Raw genomic sequence first — 16,453 nt, forward strand, 5'->3', positions numbered from 1 at the left:
AGTGCTCATGGCTTCTGCAGCCCCAGCCGTGCGCGCCACGCATGCCGCGTGTCGTGCATCCAGTCGATCGTTTTGCGACCCAGCGCAATGGAAGGCTGCTCGACATAACGATGCAACAGCGCCGCCAGCGCAAGCGTCAGCGCAAGATTGACGGCAAACAGCAGAAGCTGCGTACCGATCCACTCCGGCGCAAGCACGCCCACCAGCCGGTGCGTGGCTTCGATCACGCTTGGGTGGACGAGGTAAAGCGCATACGACAACTCTCCCAGCCTGACCGCCACACGCGGCACGCGGAGCAGGCTGCAGTACTCCATCGCCACCAGACCCATCAGCAATGCCCCCGCCGGCAGGCCGCGCGCAAGCAGATCGAACTTGGGCGCCGGCCCGATCACGGAGATGATGAAAGCGCCCAGACTGACCGCCAACAGCACGCGGGCCAAAGCGGGTGTCAGGCGGTGCCGGTGTTTCGCATACAACCACGCCAGCCCCGCACCCAGCAGGAATTCGAGCACAAGTGGGTTGGCCGCCATTGCCTGCACGGGTGTGGCCCAGGCGTGGAGTGCTTCCGGGTTACGCAGCACTACGCTGCCGTGCCAGAACGGCACGATGATGGTTGTGGTGAACAACACGAGTGCGACCAACCACAGCGCACGCCTGCCGAATAGCGTCAACCCCAGTGCACACAGCGCATAGAAGAATGCCTCGTAATTGAGTGACCAGCCGACGTAGAGCGCGGGATAGCCGAAGTAGGGGGCATCCACGTTGGCCTGCGGCAGGAAGGCAAGCGAGCTGAGCAGCGCGCTAGTCGACACCGGATTGAGCCATGTGGAATGCAGCACCGACATCAGCCAGTACGGCGGTGCCAGCCGAAACGTGCGCTTGACGAGAAACGTGCTGGGTGTCTCGGGGCCTTTCGGTCCGACAATGGCGACCCACGCAATGATGAAACCGCTGATGACGAAGAAGACATCCACCCCCACATGCCCGCGTTTGATCACATGCGTGGTCAGCCACGCGAGGGCAGGGATGTCGGCGTGGGCCAGCGCCAGGCCGGAATGGAATGCCACGACATAGAGCGCGGCAAAGCCTCGCAGCGCCTGGATGCTTTGAAGAGAAGACGAAGAGCGGCTCACGCAAGATGGGCGATGGCGGCGCGACGGAGGGGCCGTCGCCATCGCGTGATAGGTAACCCAACCGCTCCAGCAAGCTGCGTGCCGCGTGCTCCTCCCCGTTGTGTGCCAGGGCAGTGGCGCGTTCGTACGCCGTGCGCGTTTCGTTCGCCCCGTACTTGGTGTCAGGCAATCACGCAGCCAGGGGCGCTTGGCCACGGGGTTCATGGTGAAAGAGCGATCGCCCGATTTCCAGTGCCGTTACCCGGCGCGCGGGTGTGAGCATCGGCGCGCTCTAATTGCAGGCACCTGGAGCCAGTCATACATCCTCAAACGCCCCGGCTTTGATGTGGTGATCGACCACGCGGGTGATGAGGTGCTGACCTGGCCCGGCAATTTTCACGTCGGGTTTGAACTGCCGAGCCTGGATGCGGTGCGCGAACTCCACGCGCGTTTTCAGAGTGAAGGCGTGAAGATGGAGACCGACGTGTTCAACAACGGCCGCGGCTCACGCTTCTTCTGCCGCGCCCGAGTATCAGGGGACCTTTGACGACTGAGCGCCAGGGCAACAGGGCGCTCAACGGCACTTGACGCTATAGCCCGACACGCTCGGAAGGTCATCTTCGCCAGCCGTTTCCAGTGACAGCTTGCCGGCCGGGCCCGCGTAGCTGTAGCTGCAATAGGCCATGCCCGTGCCCGAGCAGTCGTCGGTTTCGATGATGCCGTGTTTGAACAGCATCGCCTGCCGCGGGTCGCCGCTGGCTTTGGCCCGCACCGGGTTCCAGCCCTTGGCAGCCAGCGCCTTGCGCGCCTTGTCGATCGGCATGCCGTAGACGTTCGGCAGCTTGGCGCGGCCCTGGCAGACGGTGTCTTCGTCGGCCATCTTGGTCAGCCGCACCGTGCCGTCGGCGTCGACATGCAGGTCACCCGCGGGCGCGGGAACGATGTCGCCATCCCACAGGCGCACGGTGCCGCCTTCGAGCGGGACGAGGTTGCCGATGGCGGTGTCGTCTGCCGATTTTCCGTAGGCCAGCGCGATCAGCTTGTCGTTGCTGAACACCGCGATGTTGCCTTGCGTGGCGGCACAGGTACCACTGGTGCCGGCCTGCATCTGGCCCGCAAAGCTGACGGCGCGGTAGGGCCCCAGCGGTACATCTGCCATGACGGCCCAACCCTGCGCGGCCACCAGCTTGGCACCGGCCGACTTCGGCTGGATGACCCGCTGCGGGCAATCTTCCCGATCACTTGCGCTGCCGCCCGCTTTGGGCAGCGTGGCGGTTGCCTTGACGCGGATGCTCTTCAATTCGGAGAGCACGCGCGGTGCTGCAGTGGTTGTTTGTGCAACCGCGGGCAACGATACCGCGAGGCTCAGCGCCAGCACGGCATGGCGCAGGGAAGTCTGTGCGGCGGGGGCTGCAAACGTAGGCATGGCGAGAGCGCGCATCGAGAGCGCGATGGAAGAAGATTGGAGGGGACGCAGTCTCTGGCGAGCGTGGAAATCGCCAAAAGATTAAGAGGCGGAAACAAGTCGGCGACGCAGCAATGGTTGTTCTGATTGGCTTGCCGCTGTTGACGCGGTGGGACTATATAGATCGGTATCTATTCGTGCAATCGCATCACATGGGCGGCGCGTTGCCAAACTGTGCGGTCCAGTCGGTGGCAGTTCAGAGACCTTGTATGCCCGCTGTGTTGTTGAACTGGGCCGCATTCAATAGGCCGGATTCCGTCAAAGAGAACCGATGGCAACGCCGGAGCTAGGCAACTACGCCTCCAAAGCCTCTTGCTGTGCATCCGGCATTTCGTGCTCCCGGTACGACTGCCCCCAGTCGCGCAGGCTGATCAGCACCGGCGCAAGCGACTCCCCAAGCGGGGTCAGCGCATATTTGACCTTGGGCGGCACCTGCGGATAGACGTGCCGCACGATGATGCCGTCGGTTTCCAGCTCACGCAGTTGCAGCGTCAGCATGCGCTGTGTTGCGTTGGGAATCAGCCGCGTCAGTTCCATGAAGCGCTTCGTGCCGTCCAGCAGGTGAAACAGGATGACGGGCTTCCACAGGCCGCCGATCACGGAGAGCGTGACCTCGACCGCGCAGCCGCTCTTGATGCCTTGAGGTTTGCGACGCATTGGATTTATACCTACAGAATTGATAGTACTGGCGATAATTGTACGTTCTTGCGGTAAAGGATGTACGGCTCGACAATCCCCTCTGTCGCTGTGTTGCCGTGCACGGCCTCAGCGCTGTCTCGATCTCTCCCAAGGAACCGTTTCAATGAAAGCCATCACCCTGCGCCAGCCCGGCGGATTGGATCAACTTCAACGTGTCGAACTTGCCGACCCCGGCGCGCCCGGCCCCGGCGAAATCCGCGTACGCATTCACGCAAGCTCCCTGAACTTCCATGATCTCGGCGTCGTGACCGGCCGTTTGCCCAGCGCGGATGGCCGTATCCCGATGTCCGATGGCGCAGGCGTTGTCGAGGCCATTGGCGAGGGCGTCAGTGAATTCGCAGTGGGTGATGCCGTTGTGTCGACCTTCTTCCCGACCTGGCTGGACGGTGGTCCGACGCTGTCGGACTTCAAGACCGTGCCGGGCGATGGCATTGACGGCTACGCACGCGAATGCGTCGTCCACCCTGCACACTGGTTCACGCACGCACCGCGCGGCTACAGCCACGAAGAGGCGGCAACGCTCACCACAGCAGGCCTGACTGCATGGCGCGCACTCGTGGTCGACAGGCAATTGAAGGCCGGTGACACCGTGCTTGTGCTTGGCACCGGCGGCGTATCGATCTTCGCGCTGCAGTTCGCCAAGCGGATGGGCGCAACGGTCATTGCAACGTCATCGTCCGACGAGAAGCTGGAACGCGTTCGCGCACTCGGCGCAGATCACGCCATCAACTACCGTCGCGACACGGATTGGGCTGCCAAGGTGCTGGAGTACACGAACGGGCGGGGCGTCGATCAGGTGATCGAGGTCGGCGGGGCGGACACGCTGACGCAATCCATCCGTGCATGCCGCACTGGCGGCCATATCGCATTGATCGGGGTGCTCGCCGGCGTTGTCGGCCAGGTGCCCACCGTTGAGCTGATGCTGCGCCACCAGACGCTGCAAGGGTTGATTGTCGGCAGCCGCAGCCAGCAGCGCGACATGGTGCGTGCGATTGAGGCAACAGGTATCAAGCCCGTGATTGACCGCACGTTCGCACTGGATGACATTGCCGAGGCGTTTGCTCACCAGGCAGCGGGTAAGCATTTCGGTAAGCTCTGCTTGTCGATTTGATCTCTGACGGCAGCGCCCAGCTTGGCGGTTTGCGCCGGGCTGGGCAATTGGATTGCGTGCGTGGCTCGATTGCTTTCGGGCACTCGCACAAAGGCGGGTGATGCCAGACCCTGTGGCCGTGCATCGGAGGGCCGCGTTTTCGAGTGCTCAACACCATGCCCCACGCCCAACCAATTCCCATCTATACGATCCCCGCACTGTTCACCTTGCGCGGCATGCTGCATCAGTTCTGGGCGAGCGAGCTGGGTGGCAAACGCCTGCCGCCGGAGCTTGATCAATCTGAGCGGCAATAGCGCATTCCGGGGGGGCAAGCGCATTGAGCGCCGCGGGTGATGTCATGATGACGGCGTGTGGCGATGTACCACACAGCCATCGGGCCGGTACGCGCGGTCAGCAATGCTGGGCACCGGCATGCTATTGTCAGCCTGCGCCAGCGGCGCAGCTGTGAATACAAGGGGAAAGCATGGATGCGCGACGTAGCGAAACACACGGGATGTCCCGGGATCGGCTCGAACGGGTCGAGCGCTTTATCGATGAAGCCTATATCGCCACCGGCAAGCTGCCCGGCGCGTTGACCCAGGTGTGGCGTCGCGGCGAGCGGGTCCTGAACTCGGTGCTCGGCCAGGCTGACCGCGAGAGGCAAGTCCTGCTGGCTGAAGATTCGATCTTCCGCATCTACTCGATGACCAAGCCCGTCACGTCGGTAGCGATCATGATGCTGGTCGAGGAATGCAAGATCGCCCTGGATGATCCGGTCAGCAAGTACATTCCGGCGTGGGCCAACCTGGGCGTGTACACCGGCGGCTTCATGCAGGGCTTCCAGACGCGCCCGACTGCGCGCCCCATGCTGGTGGTCGACCTGTTGCGCCATACCTCCGGCCTGACCTACGGCTTTCACCAGAACACCAACGTTGATGCGGCATATCGCCAGCTCAAGCTGGGCGACATTGCCACCCGGGGCACGCTGGACGAGATGATCGCGAAGCTGGCTGGGCTGCCGCTCGAGTTTTCGCCGGGCGAGGCATGGAATTACTCCGTCTCGACCGACGTGTTGGGCTACCTCGTTGGCAAAGTCAGCGGCATCCCGTTCGAGACCTTCCTGAAGGAGCGGATATTCGACCCGCTGGGGATGGTTGACACTGCCTTTCATGTGCCGGAAGAAAAGGTGCCTCGCTTCTGCGCCTGCTACGCCGTGGGGGCACTCGGATCGACGGCCGTGTCCGAACAGCCGGTTCTGCAGGACGACCCCCACACCAGCCCCTACCTGAAGCCGCCCAGCTTTGTGTCTGGCGGCGGCGGACTGGTGTCTACCGCTGCCGACTACCTGCGCTTTGCGCGCATGCTGCTGCAGGGTGGTGAGCTGGACGGGGTGCGCCTGCTGGGGCCGAAGACTCTGGCGTTGATGACCGCCAACCATCTGCCTGGCGGGGCGAGCATATCGAGCATGTCGCCGCGCTCGATGTTCAGCGAGGCTGCCTATGACGGCGTTGGATTCGGGCTCGGTTTTGCCACCACGGTAACGCAGCCAACCACGCTGATCCCCGGCAGCACCGGCGATTTCTTCTGGGGCGGTGCGGCTGGCACCTTCTTCTGGGTTGACCCGCAGGAGGAGCTGATCGGCATGTTCCTGACGCAGGTGTTACCGTCGTCGGCCTACCCGGTACGCCGCCAGTTGCGTACGCTGGTCTACAGCGCGATCACCGAGCTGGGTGCCGGGCAGCAGCGCTCAAGCTGAGTCCTCGGCTTCCCGTTGTCGCGCGGACGCCGGGAGAACGCAGAAACCGTTGCGGCGCGTCGTCCTGCAAGGCGATGCGCCGTTTTCTTGTCAGGCCTGTTGCGTTCCGCTTACGGGTTCCCACTAGTACACAAAACGAATGTCGCCAACCAAGATGCGAGCACAAAGTTAAGCGCTTAACTTTGTGCTTCGCGACATCGTCTCCCTATGCGCGCAAGAGGGCAGTGCCATCGTCGCGTCCTGCATTGCGGGATTTCCCCCGCAACTTCAGTCCCATTCTTGATAGCGAGGTGGCCATGCGCCATGTTCTTTCAGACAACAAGCCAGACAGGAAGCGTTCATACCGATTTGCTGCGCTTGTCGCATCAACATTGCTCGCCGTTCTGTCACCCGGCATCGCCAGCGCTGCGTCGACGTACTACGTTGATTGCTCCGCGAGCGCGGCAGGTACCGGTGCCAGCACCAGCCCCTGGAATTCGATCAGCCAGCTCAATGCATGGACATTTGCGCCCGGCGACACGCTCCTCTTCAACAGCGGTACAACCTGCACGGGATCGTTCCTCGGCAAGGGTTCGGGCACGGCTGCCGCGCCCATCACCGTGGGCGTTTACGGCAGCGGTGCGCCCCCCGTCATCAACGCCAACGGCGCGCGGGCGGCAATTGAGCTGGACAACGTCGACTATTGGTCGATCGGCGCGATCAAGCTGACCAACCCGGCGGCGTCGGTGGGGCTGCGCAACGGGCTGCTGGTGCAGTCGACGGATGGCACCGCCCACACCGGTTTCGACATCAACGGGCTGATCGTGGATCGTGTTGCCGGCCAGACCAACAAGGCGACGAACTCGAACGACTACATTCACTCTGCGGGGATCGAGTTTGACGCCGACACCACCAATGGGTCGACCTTGAGCAGCGTGCATGTCTACAACACGCAGGTCAGCAACACCGGGGGCGGCGGCATCAAGGTGCGCACCGGGTCGATGACCAAGCGCGGCCAGAATATTCGTGTCGACCACAACACGATCACATCGGCAGGCGGCGATGGCATCGTGGTCTCGTACAGCGAGTCGCCGCTGATCGAATACAACGTTGCAAATGACCTGGGCGGCGGCGTGTATCCCTTCACGGGCGGCAACTTTGCCGGCATGTGGGTGCTGGGCGACCACAACCCGACCATCCAGTTCAACGTGGTCACCGGCAACCACGCATCGGTGGCGGACAGCCAGGCATGGGATTGCGACTGGGGTAACACCGGCACATGTCTGGTGCAATACAACTACAGTCGCGACAACTATGGCGGCTTCTACCTGAACTGCGATGGTTGCGGCACCTCGGGCGGCGCCACGCAGATCGTGCGCTACAACGTCGCCCAGAACGATTGCCGTACAAACAGCGTGGGCAACGCCGTCACGCTCTGGATGTACAACAACACGTTCTATTGCCCCAACACCAAGCTCAACATTGTGTTGCCCACCACCTCCAAGGTGTGGAACAACATCTGGGTGGCGACCACCACGTCCACGCTGCCCACCGGCAGTGGCATCGACTATCAGGGGAACCTGTACCAAGGCGTTCCGCCGCCCACGTCGGACGGTGTGGTGGGCGCGCCTGGGTTCATCAAGCCGGGCACGGGGGGCAACTCTCTGGCATCGACAGCCGGCTACTGGCTGGGTGCTGGCTCACCGGCGTTGAGCAACGGCGTGATCGTGCCGAACAACGGCGGACGGGACTACTGGGGCAATCCGGTCTCATCGACAGCCAACCCGAATCGCGGTGCCTACAACGGCCCGGGTGTCACGCCGACGACGCTGGGCGACACGGCGGACGCCTACGTGCGTGACGGCACCTATGCCACCACCAACTTCGGCACTTCGGTCGACCTGGCCGTCAAGAACGATGCCACCAGCTACGCCCGCGATTCGTACCTGATGTTCGATCTGTCGAGCATTAGCACGCCGATCAAGCAGGCCACGGTGTATCTGACGTCCACCAGCCTGGGCCAGACGGGCATCATCAACAATGCCTACCCCGTGGCGAACCATACCTGGACGGAAAGCGGCGTCACCTGGAACACCATGCCTGCGATCGGGGCGACGCCGCTGGCGGGCTGGACCGCGCCTGCCGTCGGCAACACCGTGGCGATCGATGTGACCTCGCAGGCGATCAGCGCACAGAGCGGCGACAAGCAACTGGCACTGGCCGTCACTTCTCCAGTCAATGTGGGAAGCGGCGGCCTGGTGACCTACGCATCCAAGGAGCACACAACAGCGGGTTACCGACCGGTGCTGGTGGTTGTGCCGGCAAACTGAAATGTAGCGATCGCGCAGGGTGCACTGTCGCTGTCAGCGGCAGCGATTGATGTTCTCTCCATTGGCCTGGTGCCCCACACGGGGTGCCGGGCTTTTTTCTTGGGCGATGTGGGCCCAAAAAAATACCCGGCAACGTTGTCGCAGCCGGGTCGAAGGAAACGATGAAGCCCAGGGCAAGCCAGCCCAGGGCAACTACAGGGTAACGGTGACGGACCTGTCGAAATCTGAACGAATCTGACGCCGTGACATGCACACGACAGCGAAGGGTTGCGGTGACCAATCGTTCTTCGCGGCATGCCGCTCGTCATGGGGAGCTTCCGCTGTCGCCAGGCCGCATTCCCACGCCGTTTGCAGTTCGCGGCAGGCCTGCACGCCGCTTCATTCGACAAGCGCCTCAGGGAAAGCACCAACTCTTCACTTACAACGGGTTTGTTACTCTGGTTAAACGCTTAACAACGCCGTACGGCGGAACGAAGCCAAGAACGTACGTGAGAGCCGTCGGAACACCAATCAAGGTGTATTTGGAGGAAGAGACAAATGAAACGTAAATATTTCGCCGCCCTGTTGGCCATGGGCTTGGCTGGTGGCGCGTATGCGCAGTCCAGCGTCACCCTGTGGGGGCGCGTGGGCGGGGGCGTCGAGTACATGAGCAACATCAAGACGGGCGCCAACACCAGCGGCTCGAAGCTGGCCGAAGGCAGCCAGTGGGGCACCAGCATTTGGGGCATGAAAGGCACGGAAGATCTGGGCGGCGGCAATCAGGCGCAGTTCTGGCTGGAAGGTGCTTTCGCTTCGGATACCGGCAACCAGGGTGGCGGCAAGCTGTTCCAGCGTGGGGCCTGGGTGGCGCTCAAGAACGCCGACTACGGCATGCTGCGGCTGGGGCAGGGCAATACCATCAATAACTACATCTGGCGTTTCGATCCGTTTCTGCTCGAAGACTATTCGGCATCGACATTCACCAACTATCGCAACGGCAATAAGCTGGCCAATGGCATCCGCTACGAGTCGCCCAACTTTGGCGGTTTCGAATTCGGCGCCCAGCTGAACCTGGGGGAGAGCCCGGACGGCTTCCGCAGGGGCCCAGAAGATTCGGTGCTGTCCAACATCGGTATGTCCTATGGCGTCACCGTCGCCTATGTGCAACCGACATGGGAGGTGCGCGCCTTGTACGACGAGGTCAACAGCAACAATGGCCGACTCGACAACCTGTTCATCGCGTCGCGCGAACTCTTCCTGGGCGCCAAGGCGCAGATCACGCCCAGGCTGATGGCGCAAGTTGGGTGGGCACATTACACGGCACCGGACACGGCGCCGGGCCTCTCGCGCGTGGCCAACCACGTCTGGACCGGCCTGACCTACGACGTCACACCACGGCTCCACGCCATCGGTGCGGTCTACATGATGAAGGTGGGCAAGGGGCAGTGGACCAGCGACCACGACGGCGAAGGACGCGGCACGATGTTCAGCCTGGGCGGCATGTACGACCTGTCCAAGCGCACGTTCCTGTATGCCACGGTGTCGTACGTCAAGAACAGCGCCAACGCCAACTTCTCGGTGCGCCCCACAGCCCCGGGCTATGGCGACCCTGTTACCGGCAATGGCAATTCGCCCGCTGCGGGCGGTTCCCAGCTCGGCGCCTACGCCGGCATCATGCATAACTTCTGAGCCAGCGCTTGCCGTTCAAGGCAATCTGCCTGGGGTAAATACCTAGCATCGCAACATCGATTGACCTTGTTCCAGGCGCCATCTTAGGTAAAATTAGTTAAACGCTTACCAAAACAAAAACAAAGCGTCTGAGCCACCGATCAAGCGATCAAATCGTCGTCGGTGGCGCAGACTCCAAATCCCATCGTGGAGGAAGACATGCAGCGTCGTTATGCGAAATTTCTCGCCGGCGGTTTGCTGGCTGCGACGGCGGTCGCAGCGCAAGCGGCCGCGGTTGAGCTGAACGTGAGCGCCTGGAAAGGCGGCGCGGCAGAGCCGGCAGCCATGCCGGAACTGATCGCCAAGTTCGAGAAAGAAAACCCCGACATCAAGATCAAGTTCGACTACATCACCCGCAATGACACGACGACCATCATGTCGTCGCGCCTGCAGGGAGGTGCCGCGCCAGACGTGATGATGGTGGACCGTCCGCTGATGCGTCAGTGGGCGGCGGCGGGTCAGCTCATGGACTTGAGCGCCGACCCGACGATCCAGAAGTTGGCACCCGATGTAAAGCCGCTCGCCCAGATTGGCGGCAAGTACTACATGGTGCCGATGGAGGTGGTCGGTATCGGCCTGTTTGCCAACGAGACCTTGCTGAAGAAAGCGGGCGTCGACCATGTGCCGACCAACATCAGCGAGATGAAGGCGGCTTGCACGAAGCTGCGCGCGGCCAACATCACGCCGCTGCTCCTGCCCGCCAAGGACGGCTGGGCACCCGCCATGCTGGCGCTGACCATGGGCCTGGCGCCCAGCGTGAAGGCGAACCCGTCGTTCGTGAGCGACGTGGTGGCCGGCAAGCAGAAGTTTTCGTCCAACCCGAATTTCAAGCAGGCCATCGGCGCCCTGAAAGAACTGGCGGACGCCCATTGCTATGACCCGAAGCTGAACGTCGGCATCGACCCGTGGGGCCTGGGCCTGACGGAGTTCACTGCCGGCCGCGTGGCGATGATGCCGCAGGGTGCATGGAGCATCCAAAAGTTCACGGTCAATGGCAAGCCGGCAGTCGACTTTGTCTTCGCGCCGCTGCCATCGCTTGATGGCGGCAAGGCGGCGGGCCTGGACATGCTGGGCACGGCGTGGGCGATCAACGCGGCGGCCAGGCAGCCTGCTGCTGCCAAGCGTTGGCTGCAGTTCTGGTCCAAGGAAGAGAACCTCGGCAAGTTCCTGCAGGCGGAAGCTGCGTTCAGCCCGTTTGCCGGTGGCCAGAGCGCAATCCCGGCGTCGGAGCGCTTGTATGCCGAAGCGCGCAAGGCGGGCAACACGGTAGCGCACCCCAAGGGCGATTTCTCCGCTGCCTTCATCCAGGAAATGCAGAAGAGCATGGCGGCCTATCTCCTGAACATCAATCAGGACCAGGGTGCCGTGCTGGCGCGCTGGGACAACGCACCGCAACAGCAGTAAAGGCTGTCTTGACGTGCGCCGGGGTTGCGATGCCATCGCGGCCCCGGCTGATGGAAGAAGAACATGAGCAAGAGAAATCACCTCTTATGGTTCGCGCTGCCGGCGCTAGTCCTCTACGCGATATTCGGCATCTATCCGCTGTTCAGCGCGGTCCGGCTGAGCTTCACGAACTTCGGCGGCGTGGGCGCAGAGACCTGGATCGGCTTGAAGAACTACGCAGAGATACTGGCCAATCCGGAGTACTTCAAGGTGCTCAAGGTCACGCTGGCCTATTGCGTGATCGTGGTCGTGATCCAGAACACACTGGGCCTGCTGTTTGCGGCGCTGCTGTTTTCACTGCCCAGGATTCGTAGCGGTGCGCGCGTTGCGTTGCTGGTGCCGAGCATGTACTCGGCGGTGATTGCCGCGTTTGTCTGGCAGTACATCTACTCGCCGCTGGGCGGCGGACTGAATGAATCGCTGAAGGTGCTCGGCCTCGAAAACCTGCAGCAGATCTGGCTTGGGGACCCAGGCATTGCGCTGTTTGCAGTCGCCGCAGTGCAGGTCTGGATGTACGTCGGGTATTCCACTGCGATCTTCCTGGCCGGCTACATGAGCATTCCCGCGGAGCTGTACGACGCCGCACGCATTGACGGCGCCAACGCCTGGCATCGCTTTACGAAGATCGACATCCCGCTGCTGGCGCCGTCGTTCACCGTGAGCATCACGTTGAGCACGATCGGCACGCTCAAGAGTTTCGAGTTACCGCTGGTGCTCACGCAGGGTGGCCCCGACGGTGCGACTACCACGCTCGGCCTGCAGATCTTCAATAGCCTGTTCGGCGAGTACCGCTTTGGTTTCTCCAGCGCCTTGTCCATCGTCATGCTGGTCATGATCGCGACGATTGCTTACGTGCAGAACTGGATGCTTCGCAAACGGGAGCAAGCCCTATGAAAGCCCTCTCCATGACAGCGTCGTCGGGTACGTCCCAACGCCATCCCACGTTCCGAGTCCGCAATGTCCCGGACATGCTGCGCGGTGCGCTGGCCATCGGCATTGCCGGCGTAATCCTGCTGCCCATCGCCTACATGCTGATGATGTCGGTGCGTTCGGGCATGGACATCGCTGCGAACCCGCTGGGGTTTCCGCGCAGCCTGCAGTGGGACAACTACGTGCGCACGTTTGCCGAGATGAACTACTGGCGCAGCGTAGCCAACACGATCGGCATTACTGTGGCGGTAACGGTGCTGGTGTCGGTGATTGCGTCCATGGCGGCGTATCCGCTGGCGAGGCTGCGCTCGAAGTTGTCGAACGCGCTGTACGTGCTGCTCACGCTCGGGTTGACGATCCCGATGTTCGTCAGCCTCACGCCCACCTATCTGCTGCTGCGCAACTTCGGTCTGCTCAACAGCTACGCCGGGATCATCCTCGCCTACACGGTGCTGAACCTGCCACTTGGCGTGTTCTTCTACTGCAGCTTCCTGAAGAGCATTCCGATGGAGTTGGAAGAGGCGGCCATCTTGGACGGATGCACGCCGTGGCAGGTGTATCGCCACGTGATCCTGCCGCTGCTGCGCCCGATTACCGGCACGCTGGCCATGTTCGTCACCCTGCATGTCTGGAACGATCTGGTCTATCCGCTGCTCTTCCTGCAGGACCAGCACAAGTTCCCGATCACGGTGTCGGTGTTCCGCTTCATCGGCACGATGGATGTTGACCCGACCAAGCTGTTCCCGGCGGCCGTTCTGGGCACCTTGCCGCTGCTGGTGATGTTCCTGTTGCTGCAACGTCAGATCGTGGCTGGTATTACCGCTGGCGCGGTGAAGGGGTGAACATGAGCGAACAACAATGCGGCATTGGTGGCCGCGTGGTGGTGGTCACCGGCGGGGGCGCGGGCATTGGCCTCGGCATCGTCAAGGTGCTGGCGCAGCAGGGTGCGCGCGTGGTCATGGCGGAGTGCAACCCAGAGGGCAGCCGTACCAGCGCGGCCCTGTGCGAGCAGGGCCTGGATGTCCGGTTCATCCCATGCGATGTGGGCGACCCCGCAAGCATCGACGCGCTGTTTGCCGAGGTGCGCAGCCACTACCCCAGGCTCGACGGTCTGGTGAACAACGCGGGGCTCACCATCCACGGCGATTTTCTGGAGGCGTCGCTGGAATCGTGGGAGCGCATGGTCAACGTGAACCTGCGCTCGGTGTTTCTGTGCTCGCAGCATGCCGCACGGATGATGGCGGGCGCAGGCGGCGCCATCGTCAACATCTCGTCAAACCACGCGGGGGCCAGCTCCGAAGGGTTTGAGGGCTATGCGGCCACCAAGGGTGGCATTACCGCCATGACCCGTGCGATGGCCTGGAGCCTGGGCAAACACCGCATCCGCGTGAACTCGCTCAGCCCGGGGCTGACCCTGACGGACCACATCGGCCAACTCATGTCGGACAAGCCCGAGCTTGGCCGTTTCTATCACGCACTGCACGCAACGCAACGGATCAACCAACCGGAAGACGTCGGCCAGCTTGCTGCCTTCCTGTTGTCGGATGCGTCCATCAGCCTGACAGGTGCAGACCTGATGGCAGACAACGGTCTGTCTGCCCATCTGTTTAATCGCAGCGGAATTTGAAGATGAAGATCACGAAGCTCGAAGTATTTCCGGTGGCTCCTCGTTGGCAGTTCCTAAAGGTGGAAACGGATGAGGGGATTTCCGGTTGGGGCGAACCCATTGTGGAAGGGCGCGCAGCCACCACGGCCGAAGCCGTGCGTGAGCTGTCCGATTACCTGATCGGTAAGGACCCGCGCCGCATTGAAGACCTGTTCCAGGTGATGTACCGCGGTGGCTTCTATCGCGGTGGCCCGGTGCTAAGCAGCGCCATCTCCGGCATCGAGCAGGCGCTGTGGGACATTAAGGGCAAGGCGCTCGGCGTGCCGGTGTACGAGCTGCTGGGCGGTGCGGTGCGCGACAAGGTTCGGCTGTACGCCCATGTGCCTGGTGCCACGCCGGAAGCGTGCGCTGCTGCAGCAAAAAAGCTGGTGGCATCGGGCTACACCGCGCTGAAGATGGGCGTGGTGTCCGAGACGGACTGGGTGGAGCGGCCTTCCAACATCGATGCAGCCGTCAACCGGTTTGCCGCCGTGCGCGAAGCGGTGGGCCGCGATGTGGGTGTGGGCATCGATTTTCACGGGCGCGTGCGCCGTTCCGTTGCCAAGGTGCTGGCCAAGGCGATCGAGCCGTTCGACCCGATGTTCTATGAAGAGCTGCTGCTGCCTGGCAACACCGATGCACTGCGCGAGGTTGCCCGCAACTGCGCCGTGCCGCTGGCAACGGGGGAGCGCATGTTCACCCGGTGGGACTTCAAGGCCGTGCTGGAAGACGGCGTCGTCGACATCATCCAGCCCGATGTGAGCCACACCGGTGGCATCTGGGAGCTGCGCAAGATCGCTGCGATGGCCGAGGCCTACGACGTGGCCGTCGCCCCGCATTGCCCGCTGGGCCCGATCACGCTCGCGTCGTCGCTGCAGATTGATCTGTGCACGCCCAATGCGTTCATCCAGGAGCAGTCCACCAACGTGGCGTATCACACCGACGACAACGCCATGTTCCGGTACCTCAAGGGCGATCCGTTCAATTTCGAGGCGGGTTTTGTCAACCGTCTGGAAGCGCCGGGCCTGGGCATTGAAGTCAACGAAGAGGCGGTACGCGAGGCGGCCGCCACGGGGCACCGCTGGCGCAATCCGGTTTTCCGTCTTGAAGACGGCTCCGTCGCCGAGTGGTAAGCGCGGCAACACGCAGGAAGAACGATCATGGCAAAAGTGGCACTGCATCACATCGGCAAGCGGTATGACGACGGCACCGAAGTCATTCGCGATGTCAGCCTCGAAATCGAGGATGGGGAATTCATGGTGTTTGTCGGGCCGTCCGGTTGCGGCAAATCGACCATGCTGCGCATGCTGGCGGGCCTGGAAGACATCACGCGCGGCGATCTGCTGATCGGCGAGCGGCGCGTGAACGAGATCGCGCCGTCCAAGCGCGGCATCTCCATGGTGTTCCAGAGCTATGCGCTGTACCCGCACATGTCGGTGTACGACAACATGGCATTTGGCCTGAGGCTGTCCGGTGTCAAGGGCGAAGAGCTTGACCGCGCGGTGCGCAATGCGGCCGAAATCCTGAAGCTCACGCCGTTGCTGGAGCGCCGGCCGAAGGCGCTGTCCGGCGGTCAGCGGCAGCGGGTGGCGATTGGCCGCGCCATCGTTCGCAAGCCCAAGGTGTTCCTGTTCGACGAACCGCTGTCGAACCTGGATGCCGCACTGCGCGTGCAGATGCGCATTGAACTGGCCCGCCTGCACAGCCAGCTCGAAGCCACGATGGTCTACGTGACGCACGACCAGGTAGAGGCCATGACCCTGGGCGACCGCATTGCCGTGTTCAACGCCGGGCGCATCGAACAGGTCGGGCGCCCCCTGGAGCTGTACAACCGGCCCGCCAACAAGTTTGTGGCGACGTTCCTGGGCTCGCCCAGCATGAACATCCTGCCCTGCAGCTTCATGGGTGATAGCGCTGGCGGTGCACGCCGCGCGCTGGTCGGCAATCGTACGGTCATCGGGCTGGGTGAACACCGTCAGGCTGCCGCTACCAACGAGGGTTCCATCGGCATCCGGGCCGAGCACATCGATATCGGCTCGGCCGGCGTGCTTGATATTCCTGCACGCGTGACCTTGATCGAGCACCTCGGCGAGATGGCCATTGCCTACGTTGAGATTGCAGGCCACGCCGAATCGGTGGCAGTCAAGCTGCGCTCGGAAAAGGTCGAGTACGAGATCGGGCAGGAGGTCAGCGTTGGCTTCCCTTCGCAGCACATCTACGTGTTTGATGCCGAAGGCACAGCAGTCTACTGAGCGGTGACACAGACCAGTCGTCCATAACAAAAAAGTCAGTCACGG

15 protein-coding genes are annotated in these 16,453 nt (G+C 62.5%); 12 read left to right on the plus strand and 3 right to left on the minus strand.

Going from position 1 to position 16,453, the window contains the following annotated elements:
• Positions 1-5: 5 nt before the first annotated feature.
• Entirely contained in the window at positions 6-1,133 is a 1,128-nt protein-coding gene (locus R2N11_RS17080) for an acyltransferase family protein (RefSeq protein ID WP_316681721.1), read from the minus strand.
• A 187-nt stretch (positions 1,134-1,320) separates the two neighbouring features.
• Between R2N11_RS17080 and R2N11_RS17085 the strand changes: the two genes are divergently transcribed.
• The gene (locus R2N11_RS17085) at positions 1,321-1,659 is read left to right on the plus strand and encodes a hypothetical protein (RefSeq protein WP_316681722.1); all 339 of its coding nucleotides are present in this window, start codon (positions 1,321-1,323) and stop codon (positions 1,657-1,659) included.
• Positions 1,660-1,686: 27 nt separating this feature from the next.
• Here the strand turns inward: R2N11_RS17085 and R2N11_RS17090 are convergent, their stop codons facing one another.
• Both R2N11_RS17090 and R2N11_RS17095 read right to left on the minus strand, forming a co-directional pair.
• Positions 1,687-2,538 carry a hypothetical protein gene (locus R2N11_RS17090; RefSeq protein WP_316681723.1) on the minus strand — a complete coding sequence of 284 codons (852 nt, stop codon included), beginning with the start codon at positions 2,536-2,538 and terminating at the stop codon, positions 1,687-1,689.
• A 333-nt stretch (positions 2,539-2,871) separates the two neighbouring features.
• A complete protein-coding gene (locus tag R2N11_RS17095; RefSeq protein ID WP_316681724.1) occupies positions 2,872-3,234 on the minus strand; it encodes a winged helix-turn-helix transcriptional regulator in 363 nt (120 codons plus the stop codon).
• A 145-nt stretch (positions 3,235-3,379) separates the two neighbouring features.
• Here R2N11_RS17095 and R2N11_RS17100 point away from each other — a divergent pair, with 145 nt between their 5' ends.
• The 11 genes from R2N11_RS17100 (at position 3,380) to R2N11_RS17150 (ending at position 16,408) form a co-directional block, all read left to right on the plus strand.
• On the plus strand, positions 3,380-4,387 hold the full coding sequence (locus tag R2N11_RS17100) for a zinc-dependent alcohol dehydrogenase family protein (RefSeq protein ID WP_316681725.1): 1,008 nt from the start codon (positions 3,380-3,382) through the stop codon (positions 4,385-4,387).
• 155 nt (positions 4,388-4,542) lie between these two features.
• Positions 4,543-4,680 carry a hypothetical protein gene (locus tag R2N11_RS17105; RefSeq protein WP_316681726.1) on the plus strand — a complete coding sequence of 46 codons (138 nt, stop codon included), beginning with the start codon at positions 4,543-4,545 and terminating at the stop codon, positions 4,678-4,680.
• A gap of 200 nt (positions 4,681-4,880) precedes the next feature.
• Positions 4,881-6,122, plus strand: coding sequence for a serine hydrolase domain-containing protein (locus R2N11_RS17110; RefSeq protein ID WP_430715451.1), 1,242 nt, complete (start codon positions 4,881-4,883; stop codon positions 6,120-6,122).
• A gap of 371 nt (positions 6,123-6,493) precedes the next feature.
• The gene (locus tag R2N11_RS17115) at positions 6,494-8,431 is read left to right on the plus strand and encodes a CBM96 family carbohydrate-binding protein (protein ID WP_316681728.1); all 1,938 of its coding nucleotides are present in this window, start codon (positions 6,494-6,496) and stop codon (positions 8,429-8,431) included.
• A gap of 537 nt (positions 8,432-8,968) precedes the next feature.
• Complete coding sequence (locus R2N11_RS17120; protein ID WP_199032035.1) at positions 8,969-10,099, plus strand: porin; 1,131 nt, start codon at positions 8,969-8,971, stop codon at positions 10,097-10,099.
• Between the two features lie 198 nt (positions 10,100-10,297).
• Positions 10,298-11,542 (plus strand): ABC transporter substrate-binding protein, encoded by a 1,245-nt coding sequence (locus tag R2N11_RS17125; protein WP_199032034.1) that lies wholly within the window; start codon positions 10,298-10,300, stop codon positions 11,540-11,542.
• Positions 11,543-11,605: 63 nt separating this feature from the next.
• Positions 11,606-12,475, plus strand: coding sequence for a carbohydrate ABC transporter permease (locus R2N11_RS17130; protein ID WP_199032033.1), 870 nt, complete (start codon positions 11,606-11,608; stop codon positions 12,473-12,475).
• A complete protein-coding gene (locus tag R2N11_RS17135) occupies positions 12,472-13,353 on the plus strand; it encodes a carbohydrate ABC transporter permease (RefSeq protein WP_199032032.1) in 882 nt (293 codons plus the stop codon). Before R2N11_RS17130 ends, R2N11_RS17135 begins: the two co-directional genes overlap by 4 nt.
• Positions 13,354-13,355: 2 nt before the next feature.
• Complete coding sequence (locus tag R2N11_RS17140) at positions 13,356-14,138, plus strand: SDR family NAD(P)-dependent oxidoreductase (protein ID WP_316681729.1); 783 nt, start codon at positions 13,356-13,358, stop codon at positions 14,136-14,138.
• Between the two features lie 2 nt (positions 14,139-14,140).
• Positions 14,141-15,289, plus strand: coding sequence for a galactonate dehydratase (gene dgoD / locus R2N11_RS17145; protein ID WP_316681730.1), 1,149 nt, complete (start codon positions 14,141-14,143; stop codon positions 15,287-15,289).
• A gap of 27 nt (positions 15,290-15,316) precedes the next feature.
• Positions 15,317-16,408, plus strand: coding sequence for an ABC transporter ATP-binding protein (locus tag R2N11_RS17150; RefSeq protein ID WP_316681731.1), 1,092 nt, complete (start codon positions 15,317-15,319; stop codon positions 16,406-16,408).
• Positions 16,409-16,453 lie beyond the last annotated feature (45 nt).

Origin of the sequence: Ralstonia flaminis, assembly GCF_958415495.1 — a bacterium.
GTDB classification, from domain to species: domain Bacteria; phylum Pseudomonadota; class Gammaproteobacteria; order Burkholderiales; family Burkholderiaceae; genus Ralstonia; species Ralstonia flaminis.